Raw genomic sequence first — 25,575 nt, 5'->3', positions numbered from 1 at the left:
TATGAATAGACGATTCTAAATATGAGTAAAAAATTGCAAGATAGATTAGTAAGAGTGCTTTCGGTGCAGGAGTTTTGAGATTAGGAACTTGTTAGAGGCAGCTGGTTTGTTTAATGCTTTGAAGGGAGGGGTTTTGCTGTGGGGGGTTGTGCTTTTTTGGGGGGGTGTTTTTGCTTGATTGTCTGGTTTTTCACTTCTGGGAGTGAGGTGCAGCGATTGTTTTGGGTTTTAGGTTTAACGGTTGCTGCTGGAATTTGGAGGTTTGCGACACTATATACCCAGTTTCTGATTTATACGGGTGCGTTTCTTCCCTTTTCGCGACACTATATACCAATTCCTGGATCACAAAGGTACATTCCCTCTTTTCCCACCACATCTCTAATGAGATTTAAAGGTACCTTTCCTCCCCCACAACATCATTTACTAATTTACAGATCACAAACCCAAATTTCCGCCATTCAACCCAAACCCATCTAAAAAAACACCATTAAAAAAGAGGCTGGGACAAATAGTCTCAGTCAATGAAAAAAAGTGAAATCGCTCGTCGATTTCACTTTTTTCTTATGTATTTTGGTCTTAGGTAGGCAAGATCTTACGCTCTTGCCGCAGATTTTCTTATATTCACGGCCATTAACGCGAGGCCGATTTCGTTATCGACTTTTGATTGACCGCGAACCGAAAACCGAGTGAAACCCAAATTAGCCTTCAAGAATCCAAAAACTGGCTCCACGTCTGTTTTGCGTTGACGGTAAATGGCAGCCGTTTCTTCTTCCGAAAGCTTTGTCTTTACATATTCTTTTTGCTGTTCCCATTTCTCGTTGATCATGAGTTTACGATTTGTACCTACTTGTGCTTTTGTACAAAACGATCGCAATGGGCAGTCTGAACAGTCCTCGCATTCATAAACCTTTAATTGTCGCTTGTAACCACTTTTATCGGAACGAGTTGAATGGTATTGAAACATGACCTTTTTGTCATTCGGACAAGTGAACGTATCACTTTCCTTATCATACTCCCAGTTACTTGTTTTGAAGGGATCTTGTTTGAACTTTTTCTTTTGCTCATTTAAGTAGTGATTATACGTAATAAGCGGTGTACAGCTGCGTTTTGTCAAAATGTCATCATAATTTTGTTCGCTTCCATAACCGGCATCTGCCACAATGTATTTCGGCAACGAAAAGAATTCCTGTTCAATTCGGTCAAGAAAGGGGATTAATGTTTTGGTATCCGTCGGGTTTGGAAACACATCATAAGCCAGTGCGTATTGTCCTTCTGTCGCGATTTGTACATTATAGCCAGCCTTTAATTGTCCGTTTTGCATATAGTCATCTTTCATTCGCATGAAAGTTGCATCCTGATCCGTTTTTGAATAGCTGTTTCTTGTGCCAAACATGTTAAAATCCTTTTCATACTTCTGTTTGCGGGCAATCCAATCGTTCAGTTGTTTTACCATTTGTTTTGGTGACTTCCGTTCACTCCGAAGCTGTTTACGCTCTTCTGCATCATCAGAGCTCTCAATTTTTTGTGTATAATCATCGACTACTTCATCTAGTTGTTTGGCGACTTGCTTTAACTCTTCAATCGAAAGCTGTTCTTCATTCTCTCTTTTTATTTCAGGAATGATTTCATTTTCAAGGAGCTGGCTGTATAACTGATTAGACTTTTCAATGAGATTGGCATGGAATTTTTCAATGGCTTTCTTCCATACAAACGTGAATTTATTAGCGTTCGCCTCAATTTTTGTGCCATCAATAAAGATCGCTTCTTGATCAATCAGGTTCTCCTGAACCAGCTGACATCGGAATTGGACGAAACATTGGCGTATTAATTCTTTCATTTCGGGGTGTACACGGAACCGGTTGATCGTGCGGTAGCTTGGCTCATATCCTTGTGCGAGCCACATCATGCGGATACTATCTTTCAATAATCCTTCTATTTTACGACCAGAGAAAGTAGATTGCGTGTAGCCGCATAAAATAATTTTCAGCATCATGCGTGGATGATAGGATGGACAGCCAGTCTGTCGGCTAAAGGAATGAAAAGCTTCTTGAGGAATACTTTCGACTAAATGATGGATGGAAAAGGCGATATCATTTTCTTGTAATTTCACTGCTAAATCTAAAGGCAAAATAATTTGATTCATGTTATAATCTTTAAACATAAGGACCCTTCTTTCTGATTGAATTTGTTGTGGTGACTTTATTTTATCAGAAGTGGTCCTTATTTTTATTTAAAAATGATAAAAGCCGGTGAAATTTTACAATGAGTAAAATTTCACCGGCTTTTTTATCTTGGAGGTAGGTTTTGTCCCAGCCTCCTCCACTGTATTACATAATTCTTGAAAAAGCAGTTTCTGCTGCTTTAATTGTGTTTTGAATGTCTTCGTCACTGTGTGCAGTTGAGAGGAATAATCCTTCGAACTGTGAAGGCGGAAGGAAGACCCCTTCATTTGCCATTTCACGATAGTAGGAAGCAAATAGGTTCAAATCAGATGTTTTCGCTTGATCATAGTTTGTTACTTTTTCGTTTGTGAAAAAGATGCCAACCATGGAACCAGCGCGGTTAATCGTATGCGGAACTCCGTATTTTTCTGCTGCTGCTTTTAAGCCTGACTGCAGCATGTCTGCTTTGCGTCCAAATTCTTTATAAGTTTCTGGTGTCAGCTGACTTAATGTTTCAAGCCCTGCTGTCATGGCAAGCGGATTTCCTGATAGGGTACCTGCCTGATAGATTGGTCCGCTCGGTGCAATTCTTTCCATAATTTCAGCTTTCCCGCCGTATGCACCAACTGGCAGTCCACCGCCGATGACTTTCCCTAAACATGTAATATCAGGTGTAACGTTAAAATAGCCTTGTGCACATTGATAATCTACGCGGAAGCCTGTCATCACTTCATCAAAGATAAGAAGTGTTCCATTTTGCTCTGTGATCTCACGAAGTCCTTCAAGGAATCCCGGCAGTGGCGGCACAACACCCATATTGCCGGCAACTGGCTCAACAATTACACCAGCAATATCATCTCCATATTGATTAAATGCCAGCTTTACGCTCTCAAGGTCATTGTAAGGAACTGTGATAGTATTTTTAGCCACACCCTCAGGCACACCAGGACTATCTGGCAGTCCTAACGTGGCAACACCAGAACCAGCCTTGATAAGCAAGGAATCACCATGACCGTGGTAGCAGCCTTCAAATTTCATAATCATGTTGCGGCCAGTATAGCCTCTCGCCAGGCGAAGGGCACTCATTGTTGCCTCTGTTCCAGAAGAAACCATACGCACGATTTCAATCGATGGCACACGCTCGATGACAAGCTTGGCAAGCTCATTTTCAATTTCTGTTGGAGCCCCAAAGCTCGTCCCGTTTTCAGCCACTTTTTTGATTGCTTCAACCACGCGGTCATTACTGTGACCTAAAATTAGCGGTCCCCACGAAAGGACATAATCAATGTATTCATTGCCGTCAATATCATAAATCTTTGATCCTTTTCCGCGCTCCATGAAGATTGGATCCATATTAACAGATTTAAATGCACGGACAGGGGAGTTAACTCCGCCAGGCAATAGCTTTTTCGCTTCTTCAAACGCTTGAATGGATTTAGTATAAGAACGCATACGATCCCTCTTTTCGTTTTTTAGTTAAAGATTGTTTTTTTATTAGTTTTGCTTTTTCAGCCATCTTGCCGCATCTTTTGCATGATACGTAATGATCAGATCACAGCCGGCTCTCTTCATGCCTGTCAGCATTTCCATTACAATTCGCTCTTCGTCAATCCAGCCGTTTTGAGAGGCTGCTTTGACCATGGAGTATTCTCCGCTCACATTATAAATGACAAGCGGAAGATTGATATTGTTCTTTACATCGCGGACAATATCCAAGTACGGCATCCCTGGCTTCACAATAAGGAAGTCGGCACCTTCTACCAAGTCAGACTCTGCTTCTCTAATTGCTTCAAGGCGGTTTGCCGGATCCATTTGATAGGCTTTGCGGTCACCGAATTGAGGTGTGCTGTCAGCCGCTTCTCTGAACGGTCCGTAAAAGGCTGAAGCATATTTAACAGCATAGGACATAATCGGCACATTTTCGAATCCTGCTTCATCCAATCCATCACGAATTGCTGCTGTAAAGCCATCCATCATATTGGATGGAGCAATGATATCAGCTCCTGCTTTTGCTTGACTGACAGCCGTCTGCACTAGCAAATCAAGTGACTCATCATTTAAAACTTCTTCATTTTCCACAAGACCGCAATGGCCGTGGTCTGTAAATTCACATAGGCATGTATCCGCAATAACAATCAGCTCAGGGAAGCTTTCTTTAATTAATCTTGTTGCTTCCTGTACAATGCCATGATCGTGATAAGCCTGCGTGCCGCACGCATCCTTTTCTTCAGGAATCCCAAATAGCAGAACCGATTTTATGCCTAAAGATACTACTTCTTCAAGTTCAGCATGAAGGTGGTCCAAGGATAAGTTATAAATGCCAGGCATGGATGTTATTTCTCTTTTAATATCCTGACCTTCTGCAACAAAGATTGGATAAATAAGATCATCTGTATGCAGTCTATTTTCTCTTACAAGCGCTCTCATATTAGCTGTCTTACGAAGTCTGCGGTGACGATTGAATTGTAGGTCCATAATAGAATCCTCCTTGTTTTATGTTGTTTCTATCTCTTTTAAATACTGAATGATTTCATTTAGCATATCTTTCACCGTATATCGATCCGGGATTGCATGAACATGCAAACCATGTGTTTCCGCCCTGGCTTTTGATACCGGTCCAATACAGGCGATAATACATCGTTTTATTTGATCTGCCAGATCGTTTTCAAGAACAACATCCATAAAATGATCAACTGTGGATGGACTTGTGAAAAGAATAATATCCAGCTGATGGTCCAGCAGTTTTTCTTTTAATAGCGCTTTGCTATCATCTGGCATATCGGTTTTATAGACGATGATTTCTTTCACTATTACTTCTTTCCTGCGTAAAGCAGAGGCGATCGCATCTCTTGCTAAATTTCCTTTTGGAATGAGAATGTGCTCACCCTTTTGAATTAAAGGCAAAAACTCTTCTATAAAGCCTTCCGCAACATATTGAGATGGCACAAAGTCAACGTTCAGCCCTTTAGCTTCCAGTACTTCCTTCGTCTTGTCGCCGATTACTGCCATTTTCGGAAGCAGCTCACTTTTTGTATCCACATGCGCAAAAAATGTTTCCACCGTTACATTGCTCGTAAAAATCAGCCAGTCATATGTATGTAATGTTTCGTTTAATCTGGCAGCATCTTTCTGTGTTATGGTCGGCTTAAAAGAGATGAGAGGAATTTCCACCGGAATTCCCCCTAGATCTCTTACCAATTCAGCAACTGGTTTAGCATGCTGCTTTCCTCTGGGAATCAGCATGCTTTTGCCGAGCAGAGAGGACGAAGCAGACATTACTCTCCAAGCTCCCGTTTTACTTCGTCAATTAAGTCCTTTGCACCCATTTCAGTCAGTGAGGATGCTGTTTGTATGCCTACAGCCTCAGCATCAGCTCCAGCAGACATTTCCTTCAGCATGGTCGTGCCATCAGGAGAACAAACAAGTCCTGTTAACTCCACTTCTCCATCATTTTTAAGTGTGGCATAGCCCGCAATTGGAACCTGGCATCCGCCTTCCATATTGTGGAGAAACGCTCTTTCTGCCGTAACCGTTTTGGTTGTCTCCTCACATGCAAACTTCTCAAGCAGTGATAATAGTTCTTCATCTTCTCCGCGGCATTCAATAGATAATGCTCCTTGTCCAACAGCTGGCAGGCAAAGATCAGGGTCTAAGAACTCTGTAACAACATCCTGTGACCAGCCCATGCGTGCAAGTCCAGCAGCAGCCAAAATAATGGCATCATAATCTTCCGTCTCAAGCTTCGCAAGACGTGTATCGATATTTCCTCTAATCCATTTGATTTCTAAATCCGGACGTCTTGCCAACAGTTGCGCTCCACGGCGTAAGCTGCTTGTACCAATGACAGAGCCAGGCTTTAAATCTGAAAGCTTAATATGTCCTTTTGAAATTAAGGCGTCACGGTGATCTTCCCGTTTTGGTATACAGCCAATGACGAGCCCTTCAGGCAAAACGGCAGGCATATCTTTCATACTATGTACAGCCATATCAATCTCTTTATCAAGCATAGCCTGTTCAATTTCTTTTACAAATAATCCTTTTCCACCAACTTTGGATAATGTAACATCCAGGATTTTATCTCCCTTTGTCACGATTTCCTTCACTTCAAACTCATAGCTGGGATTTAATTTTTTCAATTCAGCGATAACCCAGTTTGTTTGTGTAAGTGCCAGCTTACTTCTTCGCGAACCCACGATAATTTTTCTCATGATGGCCTCCTATGTTTACATCGTACTTAGACAGTTATTGATCCCAAAAATGGAAAGATGATAATTTTCCAAATAAGAAAAAGTTAATTAATACAACTAGAAAAGCGGCAGCATTCCAATAAGCCAGTTTCTTACCATAGAAGCCCTTGCCTACTCGAAGGTACAAATAGATGCTATATAGAATCAGCACTAGAAATGAACCAACTACTTTCGAATCAAGCCAGGACATATCGGGAAGCTTTATATATGCCCATTGTACACCAAGTATAAGGCTAATCATCAATAACGGAACCCCAATCACAGCCAATACATATGACATATGTTCCAGTTTCGCTAAATCAGATAACCGCACAAGGCGGGAATTCCATTTCTTTCTTTTTAAAAGATCATATTGAATTAAATAAAGGAGCGAAAACACAAATGATAAGCCAAATGCTCCATAAGATAGTATGGCTACTGTTATGTGAATAAATAATAACTCTGACATTAACCTGCCAGCGAGTACGGTTGACTCAAATTGTACGGGAGCAAATGTGTGAATCGCCATAAAAATAAAACCGATGATGTTAGTAAAAAACACAGTAAAATCCACACGCAGCAACGTATTAATGGCAAGTGACAGAGATATTAGCACCCATGCGTAAAAGTATAAACCTTCAAAGATCGTCAGCACAGGAAATCTGCCTGTTTCGAACATATATAGAATTAAAAAGAGCGTTTGTAAAACCCATACAAATGAAAGTAACCAGAAGGCAGCTCGGTTCGCCTTCCGGTTATTATGAAGAAAATCGATAAAATATAAGAGTACACATAAAGCATACAGAATAACCGTAAATTCATGCAGCCTCGTCATATAGATGTCAAACATGGCCAGACCTCACTATACTTGTAAGGAAGGCTGCGGAACTATAGTCCGAGTTTGACTAGCCTGTTCCGTTTTCACGTTTTCATGGGCTGAAACAATATCTTCTATATTAAAGATCTTCACAAAAAGGTCTAATGCCTCTTCTGCATCCTTGCGTCCAGCTAATTCTTTCGCCTGAAGAATCGGATCTTTTAATAGCTGATTAATAATGCTTTTCGTATGCTTATTCAATACTTTTTTGTCACGATCGCTCAAATGCGGCATCTTTCTCTCGATGCTCATCATTGTCTCTGCTTGAATCGTCAACGCCTTTTCTCTTAAAGCAGAAATAACAGGCACAACTCCAAGCATGTTTAGCCATTGCTTAAAGTCAACAATTTCAGCTTCAATCATAAGCTGAATCGTTTCAGCTGCTTTTTCCCGTTCAGCCAAGTTAGCCTGAACAATGCCTTCTAAATCATCAATATCATATAAGAACACACTATCAAGCTCTGTTAAAGAAGGATCAAGGTCACGCGGCACAGCGATATCTACCATAAATAGCGGCTGGCCTTTGCGCATTCTTTCTACGGTTTCCATTAACTCTTTCGTAACTACAAATCCTTTAGCACCGGTAGAGCTAATTAGTATATCCGCTTCAACAAGAGCGCATTGCAGCTCCTGCAGCGATTTTGCTTGTCCATCATAACGGCTGGCAAGATTCTGTGCTTTTTCAAATGTTCTATTAATAACCGTAACTTTCTTAGCTCCATTTGAATATAGGTTCTGAATCGCAAGCTCACCCATTTTACCGGCACCAAGAATCAGCACATGCTTGTTTTCAAGAGAGCCAAAGATCTTCTTAGCCAGCTCAACAGCTGCATAGCTGACAGATACCGCGTTAGCTCCAATATCCGTTTCAGAATGTGCTCTTTTTCCTAATGTGACAGCCTGCTTAAATAGCTGATTAAAGATTGTACCTGTCGTTTTTTCTTCTTGTGCCTGCAAAAAGCTTGAACGCACTTGTCCAAGAATCTGTGTTTCGCCAAGCACCATAGAATTAAGACCGCATGATACTTTAAATAAGTGTTCCATTGCCCCTTCTTGCTCATATATGAATAAGAACGGAGAAAATTCACTTTGCTCAATTTGGAACCATTCTGATAGAAACTCTTTTATATAGTAACGGCCAGTATGGATCTGGTCGACAACCGCATATATTTCCGTACGATTACACGTTGAAATAACAACGTTTTCAAGAATGCTCTTTTTCTGTTGCAAAGCCTGCATTGCTTCCCCAAGCTGCGCAGGATTGAATGTTAAACGTTCTCGTATCTCTACAGGGGCAGTTCTGTAGTTAAGACCAACAACTAAAATATGCATGAAATTGACACCCCCAGAATGATTACATAGTTCGCTACTCTAATTATATCACTTCTAGACATAAATCCGTCACGAACATGTGAACAGATTATGAACTTAAGTTTATCTATATATGTTTGCAGTGTTACAGATTTACCGTGCAAACAGCACAAAATCTGATAATATGGTAAAGAAGCCAATTATATAGCTTCTAGCAAGATCAACAGCATCTTGCTTACATAATAAATAGATCGAAATACTCCCTTATGTACAGTAACAAATATCACACTTATATTCAAGTAAACATGACCGAAAGTGGTGAAAATATATGCGAAATCAGCGTCTCTTTCCAGGGATGATTCTGCTCGGATTTGGAGCCTATTTTTTTCTGCAGCAGTTAAATATCTCTTTATTACAGCCATTATACTCTTGGCCAACATTATTAATTATTGTCGGCATTGCTTTTTTAATTCAGGGCTATGGAGCAAAAGATTATGAAGCGATTCTCCCAGGAGTCATTCTCACTGGTTTTGGGGTGCATTTTCATATAGTTAATAGATTGGAAATTTGGCCGGACCATATTGGAAGCTTTATTTTAATCATCGCTTTAGCCTTTTTGCTTCGTTATTTAAAGACAGGTGCAGGTCTTTTTCAAGGGTTCCTTTTTTTAATTCTTGCTGTTCTCCTGCTTTTCTACGACACTATACTGGGATGGCTTGGTATTTTACCAAGCAGCGTTTCAACTGCTTGGAGATTTTGGCCGCTGCTATTAATGGTTGCCGGGCTGTTTCTCCTAATTAAGAAGAAATAATGTTCAGCTGCTATAAACCAAGTAATCATAAACTGTAAATGCAAAAGGACAGGGAGTTTACGTTATCTTTCCCCGTCCTTTTTTATCTAAACACTTTTTACAATACAGAATCTAAAAAGTTTTTCGTTCTTTCTTCCTTTGGCGCTGTAAAAAGTTCATCCGGATGGCCCACTTCTACAATTCGTCCGTCATGCATATAGACAGCCCAGTCTGCAACTTCCTTGGCAAAACCCATTTCATGTGTGACCACGACCATGGTCATTCCTTCTTCCGCCAGCTCTTTCATGGTCGTTAAAACCTCACCGACCAGCTCTGGATCCAGCGCAGAAGTCGGTTCATCAAAGAGCATGATATCCGGTTTCATTGCTAAAGCCCTGGCAATGGCAACCCGCTGTTTTTGACCGCCTGAGAGCTTTGAAGGATACACATTCTCTTTATCTGAAAGTCCAACTTTTTTTAATAATTCCTGTGCTTCTTTTTTCACTTGCACTTTTGGCTGCTTTTTCACATGTAATGGCGCTTCCATCACATTCTCCAGAACCGTTTTATGCGGAAAAAGATGAAAATGCTGAAAGACCATGCCTACCTTTTGTCTTACTGCATTTAAATCATGTGTGTGCTGATCTATCTCTTCACTTTCAATACTTATACTGCCGCTGTCCTTCATTTCAAGAAAGTTTAAACAGCGCAGTAATGTGCTCTTACCAGATCCGCTTGCCCCAATTAAACAAACGACATCACTTTCCTTTACAGTCAAATCGATATCCTTTAACACATGGAGATCACCAAAAGATTTATTCAGCTTGTTTACTTCAACAATAATTGACTTAGTCATTATAGACACCTCCTTAATCACTTATGGACATTCTTTTTTCAATTAAGCTGACAATAATAGAGAAGAACAAGACAAGTACTAAGTAGTAGACGGCAACAATTAATAAATAAGTCATATAGTCATAGGAAATGGAACCTTGTGTTGTGGCAACATTAAATAATTCATACATTCCTATGAAGGATGCAAGTGAAGAATCCTTTAACGCAATAATGAACTGGTTTCCAAGTGGAGGAAGTGCCCTTCTGCTTGCCTGCGGAAGAATAATTCTCCGCATAGCCAGGCTCCTTGTCATCCCAAGTGATCTGCCGGCTTCCATTTGACCTTTGTCAATGGATTGAATAGCCCCTCTAAATATTTCAGCAATATAAGCACCGTTATGGAAGGCCAGTCCGAGCACAACAGCCCAGAAATCTGAAATATTGAGCGAGGTCAAACCAAAATAAAAGATAAAGATTTGGACAACAAGCGGAGTTCCGCGCACGACAAATATATATACATCAGCAATTACTTCAAGTATTTTTATCTTGGAGATTTTTAAAAATGCAAACAGCAGCCCGACTGCAATGGCAATAATGACCGAGACAACTGTCAGCTGAAACGTAAGCAGCATCCCTTTTAAAAAGATCGGTGCTGTATCAATAAACGTTGTTAACCAATCCATTCATTTTCCCTCCTTTAAAACATTGTAAAAGGCGGATGCTTTCGAACATCCGCCTCAAATGGTTTATTCATCTTCAGGATTCACTGTAATATCTTCACCGATATATTTCTCACTGATTTCCTTCAATGTTCCATTTTCGTGCAGTTTCTCAAGCGCTGCATTTATTTCTTCCAGCAATTCAGGATTATCCTTGCTGACTGCAATGGCCTGCTCGCCAACACCCAGCAAATCACGTCCTTCAATCGTCATTCCAGATCCGATCGCTTCCTTGCCGGTAATAAAGTCTGTCACAACCGCGTCATGCTTCCCTTTACTCAATGCTTCTAAAGCGACTACATCACTATCATAGTATTTAACATTATCGGTTACAGGCAAAACTTCTTCAGCATATGTCGTTCCTTTTGCAACAGCCACTTCTAAATCAGCCAGATCCTCAAGTGTTTCGACTGAACTATCTGGACGCACAAAGATTTGCGGTCCTGAATAATAATACGGAATTGAAAAGTCGACTGCCTTTAGTCGTTCCTCTGTGATCGTATGACTTGCAACTGCTGCGTCATAGCGGCCAGCTTTCACACCTTCTACAATTCCGCCAAATTTTGTTTTCTTCTGAACCGGTTCCAGTCCAAGTTCTTCTGCTACAGCTTCTCCGACTTCAATATCAAACCCAGTCATGGTTCCATCTGCTTCTGTTACAGAAAACGGATTAAATTCACCAGAAGAAGCATATGTAAATTTTCCTTCATCCACTAATGCTTTTCCGCCAGAAGACGCCTCTTCCGCACCACATGCTGAAAGAATCATAACAAGCAATATTCCGTAGATGCCTTTTTTAAAGATTTGCATTTTCCTTATTCCCCCTTTTTTTGTTCTGCTTAAAATTCTTACCCTTTAACCTTAACAATCAAACAGAATTATCTCAAAATTCATATTTTGTGATAATTCACCTTAATTAACTCTATGCCAGTTTCTGTTAACTTCACAGATACTAATTCATGGATATAAGTGGTTTTCCTTCCGTATTCTTATGAACTTAGTATTCTCTTAAGTAAAATATAGAAATAATGTGGTGATTAAAAGCGGGGCACTGAATAGAGCGAGGCGATACATACTTTTGCTGTTTCTAACTGGTTCGGTACTTACTTTTATAACATCTGTTGACCCTGCATTTGATTTTTCCTTACTCCAGCGATTAGTCGCAATACCGCTGATCAGCAGAGCAATAAGAGCTAAACCTCCTGTTATATAGCTAAATAACATAGAATGATCTGTTAAAAAAGCTAAAATAATAAAAGCCAAACCCAATCCAATTCCAATAAAGAATGATTTCCACATACACAATCTCTCCTTTTATTTCAATTTTATCGGGCTGATTGAACAATTATGTCATTAAAATGTTTGCTGAAAATAAAAAAAGGAGCAGGCAATAATTTGCCATACTCCTTTATCCAACTATCCCTGTCTCATATACCCTTTTAAGATTGACCATGCTTCATCTTTTCCTTGACCGGTTTCAGATGAAAATAGAACAACAGAATCTTGCGGGTCCAGATCTAATGTTTCTTTTGTAACCTTTAGATGCTTTTGCCATTTTGATTTCGGAATCTTATCCGCTTTGGTGGCAATGATTACACATGGAATATTATAATGCTTTAAAAATTCATACATCATCACATCATCGTTTGTAGGAGGATGACGCAGATCGACAATCAGGACTACAGCTTTGAGCTGCTCCCTTGATGTTAAGTATGTTTCAATCATTTTGCCCCAAGCTTCCCGCTCTTTCTTGGAAACTTTTGCGTATCCGTATCCCGGAACATCCACAAAGTGAAGAATTTCATTGATTAAATAAAAATTCAAGGTTTGTGTCTTTCCAGGTTTAGAAGAAATGCGGGCAAGTGCTTTTCGGTTTAGCATTTTATTAATAAATGATGATTTCCCGACATTGGATCTCCCTGCCAGTGCAAATTCAGGCAGATTACTTTCAGGATATTGATCGGGTTTAACGGCACTGATAACAATTTCTGATGATACTACCTTCATGAATGCAAACCACCATTCAATGCGTGCTTCAGCACTTCATCTAAATGAGAAACAAGCACAAAATCAAGTTCACTTCTCACACTTTCAGGGATATCATCAATATCCTTTTCATTATCCTTTGGCAGGATGATCTTTCTTAAACCCGCACGATGTGCACTAAGCGACTTCTCCTTCAAGCCGCCAATAGGAAGCACACGGCCCCTTAACGTAATCTCACCTGTCATGCCAACCTCTTTGCGGATCGATCTCCCAGTAAGAGCTGAAACAAGTGCTGTCGCGATGGTAATCCCAGCAGATGGTCCATCCTTAGGAACAGCACCTTCTGGAACATGAATATGAATATCATATTTTTCATGAAATTTTTCATCAATATCAAGCTCAGCCGCTTTTGAGCGAACATAGCTGAATGCTGCCTGAGCAGATTCCTTCATAACGTCTCCAAGCTTTCCTGTTAAAACAAGTTTTCCTTTTCCAGGAGAAAGCGAGACCTCAATTTGCAGGGTGTCTCCACCTACTGTTGTGTAAGCTAGTCCTGTAGCAACCCCTACTTGATCCTCTAGTTCTGCTTGTCCATAACGGAATTTGGCTTTACCAAGAAATTCTTCGACATTTTTGCTTGAGATAATAACTTTTTTCTTTTCACCAGAAACAATGATTTTAGCTGTTTTTCTGGCGATTGTCGCAAGCTGGCGCTCTAAACTCCGGACCCCAGCTTCACGCGTATAGTATCTGACAAGCGTTTGAATGCCATCTTCGCGAATCTGCAGCTGTCCTTTTGTCAGACCATGCTCCTTCACCTGTTTCGGAAGAAGGTGATCCTTGGCAATATGGATTTTTTCCAGTTCCGTATATCCGGCAATTGTAATGATTTCCATACGGTCTAAGAGCGGACCGGGAATTGTGCTTAAATTATTTGCTGTGGCAATGAACATCACTTTTGATAAGTCATAGGTTTCTTCAATATAATGATCGCTGAAATTATGGTTTTGTTCAGGATCTAATACTTCAAGCATGGCAGATGATGGATCTCCGCGAAAATCACTGGACATTTTATCAATCTCATCTAATAAAAAGACTGGATTGATGGTGCCGGCTTTTTTCATCCCTTGAATAATCCGTCCTGGCATGGCTCCAACGTACGTACGTCTATGACCGCGGATTTCCGATTCATCACGGACCCCGCCCAGTGAGATTCTCACAAAATTGCGGTTTAACGAGCTTGCAATTGATTTGGCCAGACTTGTTTTACCAACTCCTGGAGGTCCGGCTAAACAAAGAATCGGGCCTTTTAATGAGTTAGTAAGCTTTTGAACAGCCAAATATTCTAAGACACGCTCTTTTACCTTTTCAAGGCCATAATGCTCTTCGTTTAAAACACGTTCAGCTTTTTGAATGTTTAAATCATCTTTTGTAGCGTTTGTCCATGGAAGAGAAATAAGCCATTCGATATAATTGCGGATTACTGCACTTTCAGCTGAGCTTGAAGGTACTTTTTCGTATCTTCCCAGCTCTTTTAATGCTGTTTCCTGAATATGCTCCGGCATGCCTGCCTTCTCAATTTTATCAGTCAGGTCTGCTATTTCGCCTGTCTTGCCTTCTTTATCGCCCAGTTCTTTTTGAATGGCCTTCATTTGTTCGCGCAGGTAATACTCTTTTTGCGTTCGTTCCATTGATTTCTTTACGCGCTGGCCAATTTTCTTTTCGAGGTTAAGGACTTCTTTTTCATTATGAATAATTTCAATCACTGTATTCATTCTTGCTTTCACATCAAGTGTTTCTAGAATATCCTGCTTCTCTTTAAGCTTTAAAGGCAAATGCGATGAAATAATATCTGCTAGCCTGCCTGGTTCTTCTATATCTGTTACGGATGAATACGTTTCTGCCGATACCTTTTTCGATACCTTTATGTATTGCTCGAAGTATTCAAGCATTGTTCTCATTAATGCCTGATCCTCTACATCCTTCGATTCGGGATCTTCATGAACTTCAACATTAACGGAGTAGTATTCATCCTCATCATAAAATTCCATTACTTCTGCTCTTTTGAGACCTTCAACTAACACGCGGATTGTACCATTGGGAAGCTTCAGCATCTGCTTCACTTTTGTCAGTGTACCCATGTGATACAAATCGTCTTCTGAAGGGTCATCTATAGACATATCCTTCTGCGTAGTTAAGAAGATTAAATGGTCATCTACCATTGCTTTTTCAAGCGCTTGTACTGATTTTTCACGGCCAACATCTAAATGAAGCACCATTGTCGGATATACAAGCAAGCCTCTAAGCGGCAGGAGGGGGACGATGATTTCTTCCTTTTTCGTCATTTCTCATGCACCTCCAAATGCAAATCTAAAACCCTAATAATTGCTGATTTCTTTGTACAATTCTATCTTATTTACCTTGCAGTGTCGACTGTTTAGCCACTTTCTTCACGTACTTGCCTTAGTATCAAATAAGAACAGGCTCATTATGCCTCTAGTACCGTTATTTTTCCTCAAGCTTCTCTATCCTATTCCATTCGGAGAAACAGAAGACAATTAGACAATAAATCAGCTTGCAGTTCTTACACTGCAAGCTGGGATATTACATGCTTTCTTTCTTGGACAGTTCGATTGGCATGGATAATAATTGTTCTTTATAGCCGTCTTTTTGAATCGCAATTTTAAATACTTCGCTTAAATGGCTGACAGGAATAATGGTTATGCCGTCAATTTCCTGCAGTATACTTTGATGATTTTCCTGCGGGATAATGACTGTGGAGGCTCCTGCTTTTTTCGCAGCCTTGATCTTTGGATACACACCGCCAACAGGTTTTACAAATCCATGAATACTAATTTCTCCTGTCATTGCGATGGTATGATCAACTGGCAGCTTATAGATCGCCGAATAGATCCCCGTTGCCATTGCAATTCCTGCTGAAGGGCCGTCAATCGGCACTCCGCCTGGAAAATTAACATGAATGTCATACTCATCTGCCGGAACACCAATTGATCTTAAAACCGTTAAAACATTTTCAATGGAACCTCGCGCCATACTTTTGCGTCTAATCGACTTCCCTTGTCCGCCAATGCTTTCTTCATCAACAATACCCGTAATATTGATGCTGCCCTTATCATGGGCAGGAATCACAGTGACCTCGATATCGAGCAGTGCCCCGCTATTGGGACCATGCACAGCGAGCCCATTCACAAGTCCAACAGCTGCTTTTTCACCAATTTTCCGTTCCATCCTTGGAGTGAGCTGACTGGATTGAACAACCCATTCGATATCTTCGTCTTTTATGTAATTTCTTTCTTCAGTAATCGCTAATCCAGCTGCAATCTGAATCATATTAACAGATTCTCTGCCATTTCTCGCGTAGGATGCGAGTGTACTTAATGCTTTCTTACTGATTGATAACTTTACTTTTTCAGAAGCTTTCAATGCCACTGACTCAATTTCTTCCTCTGATAACTCACGGAAAAATACTTCCATGCAGCGGGAGCGAATGGCAGCAGGGATTTCACTCGGTGTCCTTGTTGTTGCTCCAATTAAACGGAAATCCGCAGGAAGCCCGTTCTTAAAAATATCGTGAATATGCGATGGAATTTGGGTGTTTTCTTCATTATAATAGGCACTTTCTAAAAATACTTTTCGATCTTCCAAGACTTTTAAAAGCTTATTCATTTGAATGGAATGAAGCTCTCCAATTTCATCAATGAACAGAACTCCGCCATGTGCATTTGTTACTGCACCTTGCTTTGGCTGAGGAATACCAGCTTGCCCCATCGCGCCAGCTCCCTGATAAATCGGATCATGGACAGATCCAATTAATGGATCGGCAATCCCGCGCTCATCAAATCTGGCTGTTGTTGCATCAAGTTCTATAAATATGGATGAAGCTTTAAATGGTGATTTATTATTCTTCTTTGCTTCTTCTAATACTAATCTTGCAGCTGCTGTTTTCCCGACACCAGGCGGTCCATAGATAATGACATGCTGAGGATTCGGTCCGCATAGCGCTGCTTTTAAAGCTTTTATTCCGTCCTCCTGGCCGACAATATCAGCAAATGTAGCAGGACGCACCTTTTCTGCTAAAGGCTCAGTCAGCGAAATGGATCTCATCTTCTTTAACTGATCCATTTCTTTTTTAGATTCGCGATCTATGGATACTTTTTGCGTGCGCTGACTTTTTAACAAGTTCCAAAAATACAACCCAATGACAATCCCAAAAAACAATTGAATAAATAACGCAATCCCCGTCCAACTCATGTCGTTCCCTCCTGAATTTTAATCTAGCTGTTAACTGCTAGTATCTCCCCGACATGGTTGGAATAAACAGAAAAAGAAAAATCCGTTGAAAGGACTTGTATACGTTCTTTATTTCTTTATTTGATTGATAAAAACAGCTCTTATATTCTTAGTAATCCCTCTATAGAGAATAGGTACTTTTTTTGCCCTTAATTTAAGGGGAAACCAGTGAAATAAGCGGAGGTTTTACCCTTATTTCACAAATTGACCTATTTTCAAGCAAAATAAGGGGAGATTTTCCGGCTATATTGATTAGAATCGCCCATTTTCATGTTTTTCAGTTAGTTAGTCGGAATTACTCCGTCTATTTAAGTACATTTTAAGTGATTTTACGATTTAAGCGGAAATCTTCCGCCTATTTATGAAATTTCTAATTCTGCATTTTAGAAAAAATATAAAACCAGCTTAGTACTATGCCTGTTATGACCCATGCGTTTGCTAAGCACTAGCCCAGCCGTAAAGCAAATAGTTTTCAAAAAAAGCCCAAAAAAGAAAAGCCAACCGAAGTCGACTTTTCTCAGAAATGTTGCATTTATATCCTTATGCAGAAGTTTTGCGTTCTTCTTCAACAATGGTTCCATCTTCAAGAACAAGCTTTGGTGCCCCAGTGTCAAGAACAGTGTCTTTCGTAATGATGCATTTTTTAATATCATCACGAGATGGAAGTTCAAACATAACATCAAGCATAATGCCTTCAATAATAGAACGAAGACCACGTGCACCTGTTTTACGTTCGATTGCCTTTTTCGCGATTTCGATCAGAGCTTCATCTTCAAAATCAAGCTCAACATCATCAAGCTCAAGCATTTTTTGATATTGTTTTACAAGAGCATTTTTTGGTTTCGTTAAGATTTCAATTAGTGCTTCTTCATCAAGCTGCGTTAAGCTCGCAATAACTGGAAGACGGCCGATGAACTCAGGAATTAATCCAAATTTCAACAGGTCTTCTGGAAGAACCTTAGAAAGAAGTTCTTTTTGCTCTAGCTCGTTTTGCTTGTTATCAGAACCGAACCCAATTACCTTTTGACCTAAGCGGCGTTTAATGATTTGCTCAATGCCATCAAATGCACCGCCGCAAATGAATAAGATATTTGTTGTATCGATTTGGATGAATTCCTGATGTGGATGCTTTCTTCCACCCTGTGGAGGAACACTTGCCACAGTGCCTTCAAGAATTTTCAGTAAAGCCTGCTGAACACCCTCACCTGAAACATCGCGAGTAATCGACGGATTTTCAGATTTACGTGCCACTTTATCAATTTCATCAATATAAATGATGCCTTTTTCAGCTTTTTCAACATCATAATCAGCAGATTGAATTAATTTTAGCAGAATGTTTTCAACATCCTCACCAACATAACCTGCCTCCGTTAAAGAAGTTGCGTCTGCAATAGCAAAAGGTACGTTCAAAATACGCGCAAGAGTTTGTGCGAGCAATGTTTTTCCGCTACCAGTCGGTCCGATCATTGCAATATTACTCTTTGCAAGCTCTACTTCATCAATTTTGCTGTTTGAATTGATGCGCTTATAGTGATTATAAACGGCTACAGCAAGTGACTTCTTAGCTTGATCCTGCCCAATAACATATTCATTTAAAATCTCACGAATTTCAGAAGGCTTTGGAACATCTTTAAATTCTACTTCTTCTTCTGTTCCTAACTCCTCTTCCACGATTTCCGTGCAAAGTTCAATACATTCGTCACAAATATAAACACCTGGTCCCGCAACAAGCTTTCGGACCTGGTCCTGTGTTTTCCCACAGAAGGAGCACTTTAGCTGTCCTTTTTCATCATTAAATTTAAACAATTCCTTCACCCCTCAAAAAAACTGAAAAGATATATAACCGCGAATCCTATTTCACTGAACGTTCCGTTGACTGACCCGAAAATAGATTAGATATATGTATGGAATAGGCTCTCTGCAATGCTGCTCACTTTAGATGGTCAAAGAATATATACCATTACAGCATCGTGACTTACTCCAACTAATTTTCCGGCTGCTAAAAAAGAGTAATCTAAAATAAGCACATAAATATTTATGTTACTTACTTTTCCCTCTCATATTAGGCATTTAAACGTAACTTTAAATTTTTCCCAAAACAAGTATGTACTGCATTGTAACACATATTTACAGCAGACAGGAAATGATAACGCTTATGGTTGAAAATAGAATATGTACTTCATTCAGTAAATATGATTCGCTGGTTATGAAAAAACAAGCGATCGCCATAAAGCGATTGCCAAAGATAAAACTTGCCGTTTGACAGGTGCACAGCCAGAGGCTTCACATACCTTATGCTGTTAATGCTTGCTTTAGTCAAAGAAAACCGGCATTGGTTTTATCATCATGTAAGTCAAATCGGGTCTTTTCGGTAAACGAAAAAAATATGTACTTTCTTAAGGATATCCATAGTGTCTGATTTCCATAAGTGTATCTTTTGCAAGAATACATGGTTTCTATGTAATACGTTATCATTTTTGTCTTTTCACAGAGCAAGGAGATACAAGAGTTATGTAGTATTTCTTTGGAGTACAAAACAAGGCACGATCAAAATCGCGCCTTATTTTTATCTATTATATTATACAGTTTTGCTGTTTTCTACAAGTAAATCGATTGCTTTTTTCATTTGAAGATCAGATTTTAATGCATCAAGGTTACCGCCAAGTGCTTGTGTAATAGCGTCTACGCCCATGTTGTACATTTCAGCCATTTTATCAAGCTCAGCAGAAATCTCTTCTTCTGTTACTTCAATGTTTTCAGCTTTAGCGATCGCTTCAACTGTTAAGTTTACACGAACACGTTTTGCAGCTTCTTCGCTCATTTGCTCACGCAATGCGCTTTCGTCTTGACCAGAGAATTGGAAGTAAAGCTCAAGATTCATGCCTTGCATTTGCAGACGCTGTTCGAATTCTTGAAGCATGCGGTCAACTTCAGTGTCAACCATTGCAGAAGGAACATCGATTTCAGCATTTTCAGCTGCTTTTTCAACAACAGTGTCACGTACATGGTGCTCAGCTTCATGCTTTTTGCTGTCTTCTAAACGAGTTTTGATTTTTTCTTTAAGTGCATCTAAAGATTCAACTTCTTCATCAGCATCTTTTGCAAACTCATCATCTAGAGCAGGAAGCTCTTTACCTTTAATTTCGTGAACAGTTACTTTAAAAGTAGCTTTTTTTCCAGCAAGTTCAGCTGCATGGTATTCTTCAGGGAAAGTAACTTCAACATCTTTAGACTCTCCAGAAGCTGCACCAACCAATTGCTCTTCAAATCCTGGAATAAATTGGCCTGAACCTAATTCTAAAGAATAGTTTTCAGCTTTGCCGCCTTCAAATGCTTCTCCATCAACGAAGCCTTCGAAGTCCATAACAACTGTATCGCCGTTTTCAGCTTTGCCTTCTTCTTTTACAACAAGCTCAGCTTGTTTTTCCTGCATAGCAGTAAGTTCAGCTGTTACATCTTCTTCTGTCACTTCAGTTTCGAATTTTTCTACTTCGATTCCTTTGTATTCGCCTAATTTTACTTCTGGCTTAACTGTAACAGTTGCTTTGAAGATTAAGTTTTTGCCTTTTTCAATTTGCTCAACATCGATTTCCGGACGATCCACTGGCTCAATTCCAGTTTCGTCGATTGCATTTGCATATGCATCCGGTAATAGATAATCTACAGCATCTTGATAAAGAGATTCTACGCCAAAACGCTTTTCAAACATACCACGAGGCATTTTTCCTTTACGGAAGCCTGGTACATTGATTTGTTTAACGACTTTCTTAAATGCAGCGTCTAAACCTTCGTTTACTTTCTCTGCATCTACTTCAATTGTAAGAACCCCACGGTTCCCTTCAAGCTTTTCAAATTTAGCTGACATACAATTAGTTCCCTCCAAAATCTATGATCATTTCATTTTTCACGAAATGGTATGAATACGTCTTGTTTTCAAGCCACTATTCATTCACTAGTAACTGTTAAAAATTACTTATCTGCGTAATACAACCATTATATTATAACACACGGAGCATAGCTTTCAAGATTGAGCCTTATTTTTGCGCTAAGAAATTTCTTCTAGTGTAGAGATGTGCTCACTTGCAGCCTGAATCTCTCTCTCTTCCACTTCATATAAAGCTTCTAATTCTTCTAATGAAATCTCTATTCCAAAGTAGTTTGTGACTAGTCTATGATAAGCAGCAGCCAGTGCATTTGAAGAGATCGATTCAACCTCAAAAGGATAGAGAAGAAAGTAGTGGCGCTTTATGATTTCTTTTGTATTTTCATATAAAATAGGATCTTCCTGAGAAATGCCAGCTTCCAGAATCCCTATAATCTCATTGTATTGCTTTTGATCATCCCAGTTATGCATGTCGGCTGGTATTACCTGCTTCTGCTTTCCGCCCTTATTAACCAGCACAGAACGTTCAAAGCCATGTTCTGCTAAGACATTTAACAGGATGGTTTTAAAAAAATATTGCCCGTCCTGATCTCTCAAATACTCTTCTATTCCTTCAAGCTGATTCCGTATGTTAGATTGAGCCAGTTTTGCGGCTATCTGAATTTGCTCATTTTGATCTAGCACAGCAAAAAAGTTAATTGGTTCATGTTCCTTGATATCTTCATGTTCTTCTTCTATCTCGATCGGAGCTAAATGGACATGCTTTCTGCTAAAAGCAAGCATGGTGCTAAAATGCTCGTATTTTTCCTTTGGCACCTCTTTCTCTTCCAAAAGGCCTTCAATCGCAGTAATAATCTCAGCATACTGCCCCAGCTGAACGAGAATCATTAAGTATAGCTCCATTATATCAATATAATTTCCTATGTCTTTCTGCAGCATGCTTTCAGCCAATTTTTTTGATTTGTGCAAGTTACCTGACTCAAAATAGGCAAGGACTAGACCAATATGTATTTCACTATTATCAGGATCCAGACTGAGGGCGTCTTCTAGATAATGAACCGCATTTTTGAAATCTTTTAGTTTGACTGCCTCAAGTCCTTTTTCTATAAGCCGCTTCTCAAGACCGGGAAAGAGAATAATATTTTCACCTGAATCTTTCTGTTCCCGTTTTTTCATATCTATACCGTCCTTATGATTGGTTTGCAGTTAGTTTAGCATGGTGAGAATAAAAAAACAAAAAGATCCATCACCTAATAGTAATGGACCTTCTATTTACTGCGCCTTTTCATATACAGTAATGTATTCATCTAATTGCATGGTAATTTCAATCTCATCCCAGCCATTTACGAGCATCTTTTTCCAATAAGGATCTATTGAAAAATGTGCTTTAAACCCGCTGGTGTCAAAAATGCTTTCGTTTTCTAAATCAACGGTAAGTTCATAGTTTTCATGTTCTGCTTTTTGCAGCAGCTGTGCGACTTTTTCTGCGTCCAATGTAACTGGAAGCAATCCGTTTTTTAAGGAGTTCTGATAAAAAATATCTGCGAATGAAGGAGCAATGATTGCCTTAAAACCATAATCTAATAATGCCCATGGCGCGTGCTCTCTGGATGAGCCGCAGCCAAAATTTTCATTGGCAATTAATATTTTTGCACCTGCGTTCTCAGGTCTATTTAATTCAAAATGAGGGTTTGGCTCACCATCGGGTGAATATCTCCAATCATTAAACAAAAAGCGGCCAAAGCCTGTTTTTTCAATTCTTTTAAGAAATTGCTTTGGTATGATTTGATCTGTGTCGACATTTGCGCGATCAAAAGCTGCCGCCTTTTCTGTTATTTTTGTGAATGCACTCATCCTTTTCCCCCCTATTTAACTGCTTCTTCCGGCATCATCGCTGATACATCGGTAATTTTTCCATATATGGCAGCCGCAGCAGCCATGATTGGGCTGACAAGATGTGTTCTTGCACCTGTTCCTTGTCTGCCTTCAAAATTCCGGTTCGATGTTGATGCGCAATGCTCACCAGCAGGAACAATGTCATTATTCATGCTTAAACACATACTGCAGCCAGATTCTCTCCACTCGAAGCCTGCCTCCGTAAAAATACGGTGCAACCCTTCCTCTTCTGCTTGCTTCTTCACCTGCTGTGAGCCCGGAACCACCAATGCTCTAACATTGCTATGCACCTGTTTGCCTTTCACAATTTCAGCTGCCTGCCTTAAATCCTCGAGGCGGGAATTTGTACAAGAACCGATAAACACATGCTGTATGTGAATATCATCTATTCTTTGTCCCTCTGTTAATCCCATATAAGAAAGGGCATTTTGCAGAGATTTTCTTTCAATCTCGTTTTTGCAGTCTGAAAGATACGGAATTCTTTCATGCACTCTTGAAGTCATTGCAGGATTCGTCCCCCAGCTGACCATTGGAGCAATTTCCTCTGCATGGATTTCAATCGTCTTGTCATAGACCGCATCATCATCTGAAGCAAGCTCTCTCCATTCTGCAACTGCCTTAGCCAATTCCTCGCCTTTGGGAGCAAACTTTCTGCCTGTTATATAGGAGAAAGTCGTCTCGTCAGGACTCACTAAGCCAGCCCTGGCCCCGCCTTCAATAGACATATTACAAATGGTCATTCTTTCATCCATCGACATGGATCTTATTGCCTCACCACAATATTCAATAATATAGCCTGTTCCAAAATCAAAGCCATGCTTTGAAAGGATATATAAAATAATGTCCTTCGCTGTTACTCCTTTATTAGGAGTTCCGCTGATGTCAATTTTCAGTGTTTTCGGTTTAGCGCGCCATATGGTTTGAGTGGCCAGTACATGCTCAACCTCACTCGTTCCAATACCAAAAGCAATAGAACCAAAAGCACCATGTGTTGAAGTGTGGCTGTCTCCGCAGACAATCGTTTTGCCTGGCAATGTCAGTCCAAGCTCCGGACCAATGACGTGAACGATCCCTTGATCTGGACTATCTATGCCTGCTAACGGAATCCCAAATTCATGACAATTTTTTTCTAATGTCGTCATCTGATTCAGCGCTACTTTATCTTGAATTTCGGAACGATTGTCTGTTGGAACGTTATGGTCCATGGTAGCAAAGGTTTTATCCGGTCTGCGCACCTTTCTCCCTTTCATTCTTAGCCCTGAAAAGGCCTGCGGTGAAGTAACCTCATGCACAAGGTGTAAATCAATATATAATAAATCCGGCTTGCCCTCTTCTTCATATACAACATGTTTATCCCATATCTTTTCAATAATTGACTTACCCATTGTGTTCCCCCCTATCGAAACGAGTGCTTCATTTTTTTGACAACTGCATTGGCTATAATTAAGAGTAAGCCTCCATAATATGCATAATCGCTTCATGATCTAAAATCATCGCTTTAACTTCATTAATCATTTCGCTAGTAGATACATAGTTATTGACAGATCTGCCGATATCTTTCGTTCGATAGCCTGCATCAAGCACTTGGTTGACTGCCGTTTCAACCGCCTTTGCTTCCTCCTGCATTCCAAAAGATAAACGCAGCATCATCGCTGCTGATAAAATGGCTGCAAGCGGATTGGCAATATTTTGACCTGCAATATCAGGAGCAGAGCCATGAATCGGTTCATATAAAGAAGGACCATCCTCTGAAAGACTGGCAGAAGCCGACATTCCCAATGATCCTGTCAGAACGGAAGCTTCATCACTTAAAATATCGCCAAACATATTTTCCGTTACAATAACATCAAATCTCTTTGGATTTGTGACTAATTGCATCGCTGCGTTATCGACCAGCATATGCTCCAGTTCTACATTCGGAAACTGCTCAGAAATCTCATTAGCTACTTCTCTCCACATTCTGCTTGATTCTAAGACATTTGCTTTATCTACTGACGTTACTTTTTGATCGCGCTTCTCCGCAAGCTCAAAAGCAAGCTTAATGACACGCTGCATTTCAGACTTTTGATAGTATAATGTATCAACAACCGCTTCTTTTCCGTCTCTTTCCACGCGCTCACTTGGTTTGCCAAAATACAGCCCGCCTGTCAGCTCTCGAACAAAAAGCAAATCTACATTTTCGATATATTCCTTTTTTAATGGAGAATTCTCTGCAAGACTATCATAATAGCTCGTTGGCCTTAGATTTGCATAAAGGTTCAGTTCTTTTCTGATTTTCAGCAAACCGCGTTCTGGACGAAGGTGTGGAGGCTGAACATCCCATTTCGGACCGCCAACAGCACCTAATAAAACCGCATCGCTATCTTTACAATGTTGTATGGTTTCATCCGGTAAAGGCGTGCCATATGTATCAATGGCTTCTCCGCCAATGCTTCCATATGTGAAATGAAACTGGTGTCCAAAGCGTTCTCCAACTGCCTGAAGAACTTCAACAGCTCCTTTTGTCACTTCTTTTCCAATTCCGTCTCCTGGAAGAACAACGATCCGTTTTTCCATCACTAACCCCTCCGATTTTGTTCA

General features: G+C 40.0%; 20 protein-coding genes and 1 pseudogene. 1 reads left to right on the top strand and 20 read right to left on the bottom strand.

Features of this window, described 5'->3' with window-relative positions; translation table 11 throughout:
• Nucleotides 1-601: 601 nt before the first annotated feature.
• From A6754_RS06935 to hemA, 7 genes and pseudogenes are all read right to left on the bottom strand, one after another.
• A pseudogene (locus A6754_RS06935) lies at nt 602-2,161 on the bottom strand (IS1182 family transposase); the annotation flags it as partial.
• A gap of 166 nt (nt 2,162-2,327) precedes the next feature.
• Complete coding sequence (gene hemL, locus A6754_RS06930; RefSeq protein ID WP_066443135.1) at nt 2,328-3,614, bottom strand: glutamate-1-semialdehyde 2,1-aminomutase; 1,287 nt, start codon at nt 3,612-3,614, stop codon at nt 2,328-2,330.
• A gap of 42 nt (nt 3,615-3,656) precedes the next feature.
• Nucleotides 3,657-4,637 (bottom strand): porphobilinogen synthase, encoded by a 981-nt coding sequence (gene hemB / locus A6754_RS06925; protein WP_066443134.1) that lies wholly within the window; start codon nt 4,635-4,637, stop codon nt 3,657-3,659.
• An 18-nt stretch (nt 4,638-4,655) separates the two neighbouring features.
• Entirely contained in the window at nt 4,656-5,438 is a 783-nt protein-coding gene (locus tag A6754_RS06920; RefSeq protein WP_066443133.1) for a uroporphyrinogen-III synthase, read from the bottom strand.
• Nucleotides 5,438-6,370, bottom strand: coding sequence for a hydroxymethylbilane synthase (gene hemC / locus A6754_RS06915; protein ID WP_066443132.1), 933 nt, complete (start codon nt 6,368-6,370; stop codon nt 5,438-5,440). The genes A6754_RS06920 and hemC overlap by 1 nt, the downstream gene beginning before the upstream one ends.
• A 34-nt stretch (nt 6,371-6,404) precedes the next feature.
• Nucleotides 6,405-7,238, bottom strand: coding sequence for a cytochrome C assembly family protein (locus A6754_RS06910; RefSeq protein ID WP_066443131.1), 834 nt, complete (start codon nt 7,236-7,238; stop codon nt 6,405-6,407).
• A gap of 12 nt (nt 7,239-7,250) precedes the next feature.
• Nucleotides 7,251-8,597, bottom strand: coding sequence for a glutamyl-tRNA reductase (hemA, locus tag A6754_RS06905; RefSeq protein WP_066443130.1), 1,347 nt, complete (start codon nt 8,595-8,597; stop codon nt 7,251-7,253).
• Between the two features lie 307 nt (nt 8,598-8,904).
• Between hemA and A6754_RS06900 the strand changes: the two genes are divergently transcribed.
• Complete coding sequence (locus A6754_RS06900; RefSeq protein ID WP_066443129.1) at nt 8,905-9,387, top strand: LiaI-LiaF-like domain-containing protein; 483 nt, start codon at nt 8,905-8,907, stop codon at nt 9,385-9,387.
• Between the two features lie 97 nt (nt 9,388-9,484).
• On the opposite strand, the gene A6754_RS06895 is transcribed toward A6754_RS06900, so the two are convergent.
• From A6754_RS06895 to leuB, 13 genes are all read right to left on the bottom strand, one after another.
• Nucleotides 9,485-10,222 carry an amino acid ABC transporter ATP-binding protein gene (locus A6754_RS06895; protein ID WP_066443128.1) on the bottom strand — a complete coding sequence of 246 codons (738 nt, stop codon included), beginning with the start codon at nt 10,220-10,222 and terminating at the stop codon, nt 9,485-9,487.
• A gap of 13 nt (nt 10,223-10,235) precedes the next feature.
• A complete protein-coding gene (locus A6754_RS06890) occupies nt 10,236-10,883 on the bottom strand; it encodes an amino acid ABC transporter permease (protein ID WP_066443127.1) in 648 nt (215 codons plus the stop codon).
• A gap of 63 nt (nt 10,884-10,946) precedes the next feature.
• Nucleotides 10,947-11,729, bottom strand: coding sequence for a transporter substrate-binding domain-containing protein (locus A6754_RS06885; protein WP_066443126.1), 783 nt, complete (start codon nt 11,727-11,729; stop codon nt 10,947-10,949).
• Nucleotides 11,730-11,927: 198 nt separating this feature from the next.
• Nucleotides 11,928-12,218 carry a hypothetical protein gene (locus tag A6754_RS06880; protein WP_066443125.1) on the bottom strand — a complete coding sequence of 97 codons (291 nt, stop codon included), beginning with the start codon at nt 12,216-12,218 and terminating at the stop codon, nt 11,928-11,930.
• A gap of 117 nt (nt 12,219-12,335) precedes the next feature.
• Nucleotides 12,336-12,926, bottom strand: coding sequence for a ribosome biogenesis GTP-binding protein YihA/YsxC (yihA, locus tag A6754_RS06875; RefSeq protein WP_066443124.1), 591 nt, complete (start codon nt 12,924-12,926; stop codon nt 12,336-12,338).
• Nucleotides 12,923-15,250 carry an endopeptidase La gene (gene lon / locus A6754_RS06870; RefSeq protein ID WP_066443123.1) on the bottom strand — a complete coding sequence of 776 codons (2,328 nt, stop codon included), beginning with the start codon at nt 15,248-15,250 and terminating at the stop codon, nt 12,923-12,925. The genes yihA and lon overlap by 4 nt, the downstream gene beginning before the upstream one ends.
• Before the next feature lie 259 nt (nt 15,251-15,509).
• The gene (gene lonB / locus A6754_RS06865; RefSeq protein WP_066443122.1) at nt 15,510-17,177 is read right to left on the bottom strand and encodes an ATP-dependent protease LonB; all 1,668 of its coding nucleotides are present in this window, start codon (nt 17,175-17,177) and stop codon (nt 15,510-15,512) included.
• A 579-nt stretch (nt 17,178-17,756) separates the two neighbouring features.
• Nucleotides 17,757-19,022: an ATP-dependent protease ATP-binding subunit ClpX gene (clpX, locus tag A6754_RS06860; protein ID WP_066443121.1), complete on the bottom strand. Its 1,266-nt coding sequence runs from the start codon at nt 19,020-19,022 to the stop codon at nt 17,757-17,759.
• Nucleotides 19,023-19,794: 772 nt separating this feature from the next.
• Nucleotides 19,795-21,081 (bottom strand): trigger factor, encoded by a 1,287-nt coding sequence (tig, locus tag A6754_RS06855; RefSeq protein ID WP_066443120.1) that lies wholly within the window; start codon nt 21,079-21,081, stop codon nt 19,795-19,797.
• A 180-nt stretch (nt 21,082-21,261) separates the two neighbouring features.
• Entirely contained in the window at nt 21,262-22,275 is a 1,014-nt protein-coding gene (locus A6754_RS06850; RefSeq protein WP_066443119.1) for a tetratricopeptide repeat protein, read from the bottom strand.
• A 96-nt stretch (nt 22,276-22,371) separates the two neighbouring features.
• Nucleotides 22,372-22,953, bottom strand: a complete 582-nt coding sequence (gene leuD, locus A6754_RS06845) for a 3-isopropylmalate dehydratase small subunit (protein WP_066443118.1) — start codon at nt 22,951-22,953, stop codon at nt 22,372-22,374.
• A gap of 11 nt (nt 22,954-22,964) precedes the next feature.
• Nucleotides 22,965-24,380 carry a 3-isopropylmalate dehydratase large subunit gene (leuC, locus tag A6754_RS06840; RefSeq protein WP_066443117.1) on the bottom strand — a complete coding sequence of 472 codons (1,416 nt, stop codon included), beginning with the start codon at nt 24,378-24,380 and terminating at the stop codon, nt 22,965-22,967.
• Nucleotides 24,381-24,438: 58 nt separating this feature from the next.
• Nucleotides 24,439-25,551: a 3-isopropylmalate dehydrogenase gene (gene leuB, locus A6754_RS06835; protein ID WP_066443116.1), complete on the bottom strand. Its 1,113-nt coding sequence runs from the start codon at nt 25,549-25,551 to the stop codon at nt 24,439-24,441.
• Between the last annotated feature and the right edge of the window lie 24 nt (nt 25,552-25,575).

It is taken from the genome of Cytobacillus gottheilii (assembly GCF_001636345.1).
GTDB lineage: Bacteria > Bacillota > Bacilli > Bacillales > Cytobacillaceae > Cytobacillus > Cytobacillus gottheilii.
The sequence above is the reverse complement of the archived record's forward strand: the minus strand, read 5'-3'. Positions and strand labels throughout refer to the sequence as shown.

What these genes read in the sequence shown, in the direction of transcription:
- hemL (WP_066443135.1), bottom strand. Translation starts at nt 3,614, where the DNA reads ATGCGTTCTTATACTAAATCCATTCAAGCGTTTGAAGAAGCGAAAAAG.
- hemB (WP_066443134.1), bottom strand. Translation starts at nt 4,637, where the DNA reads ATGGACCTACAATTCAATCGTCACCGCAGACTTCGTAAGACAGCTAAT.
- A6754_RS06920 (WP_066443133.1), bottom strand. Translation starts at nt 5,438, where the DNA reads ATGTCTGCTTCGTCCTCTCTGCTCGGCAAAAGCATGCTGATTCCCAGA.
- hemC (WP_066443132.1), bottom strand. Translation starts at nt 6,370, where the DNA reads ATGAGAAAAATTATCGTGGGTTCGCGAAGAAGTAAGCTGGCACTTACA.
- A6754_RS06910 (WP_066443131.1), bottom strand. Translation starts at nt 7,238, where the DNA reads ATGTTTGACATCTATATGACGAGGCTGCATGAATTTACGGTTATTCTG.
- hemA (WP_066443130.1), bottom strand. Translation starts at nt 8,597, where the DNA reads ATGCATATTTTAGTTGTTGGTCTTAACTACAGAACTGCCCCTGTAGAG.
- A6754_RS06900 (WP_066443129.1), top strand. Translation starts at nt 8,905, where the DNA reads ATGCGAAATCAGCGTCTCTTTCCAGGGATGATTCTGCTCGGATTTGGA.
- A6754_RS06895 (WP_066443128.1), bottom strand. Translation starts at nt 10,222, where the DNA reads ATGACTAAGTCAATTATTGTTGAAGTAAACAAGCTGAATAAATCTTTT.
- A6754_RS06890 (WP_066443127.1), bottom strand. Translation starts at nt 10,883, where the DNA reads ATGGATTGGTTAACAACGTTTATTGATACAGCACCGATCTTTTTAAAA.
- A6754_RS06885 (WP_066443126.1), bottom strand. Translation starts at nt 11,729, where the DNA reads ATGCAAATCTTTAAAAAAGGCATCTACGGAATATTGCTTGTTATGATT.
- A6754_RS06880 (WP_066443125.1), bottom strand. Translation starts at nt 12,218, where the DNA reads ATGTGGAAATCATTCTTTATTGGAATTGGATTGGGTTTGGCTTTTATT.
- yihA (WP_066443124.1), bottom strand. Translation starts at nt 12,926, where the DNA reads ATGAAGGTAGTATCATCAGAAATTGTTATCAGTGCCGTTAAACCCGAT.
- lon (WP_066443123.1), bottom strand. Translation starts at nt 15,250, where the DNA reads ATGACGAAAAAGGAAGAAATCATCGTCCCCCTCCTGCCGCTTAGAGGC.
- lonB (WP_066443122.1), bottom strand. Translation starts at nt 17,177, where the DNA reads ATGAGTTGGACGGGGATTGCGTTATTTATTCAATTGTTTTTTGGGATT.
- tig (WP_066443120.1), bottom strand. Translation starts at nt 21,081, where the DNA reads ATGTCAGCTAAATTTGAAAAGCTTGAAGGGAACCGTGGGGTTCTTACA.
- A6754_RS06850 (WP_066443119.1), bottom strand. Translation starts at nt 22,275, where the DNA reads ATGAAAAAACGGGAACAGAAAGATTCAGGTGAAAATATTATTCTCTTT.
- leuD (WP_066443118.1), bottom strand. Translation starts at nt 22,953, where the DNA reads ATGAGTGCATTCACAAAAATAACAGAAAAGGCGGCAGCTTTTGATCGC.
- leuC (WP_066443117.1), bottom strand. Translation starts at nt 24,380, where the DNA reads ATGGGTAAGTCAATTATTGAAAAGATATGGGATAAACATGTTGTATAT.
- leuB (WP_066443116.1), bottom strand. Translation starts at nt 25,551, where the DNA reads ATGGAAAAACGGATCGTTGTTCTTCCAGGAGACGGAATTGGAAAAGAA.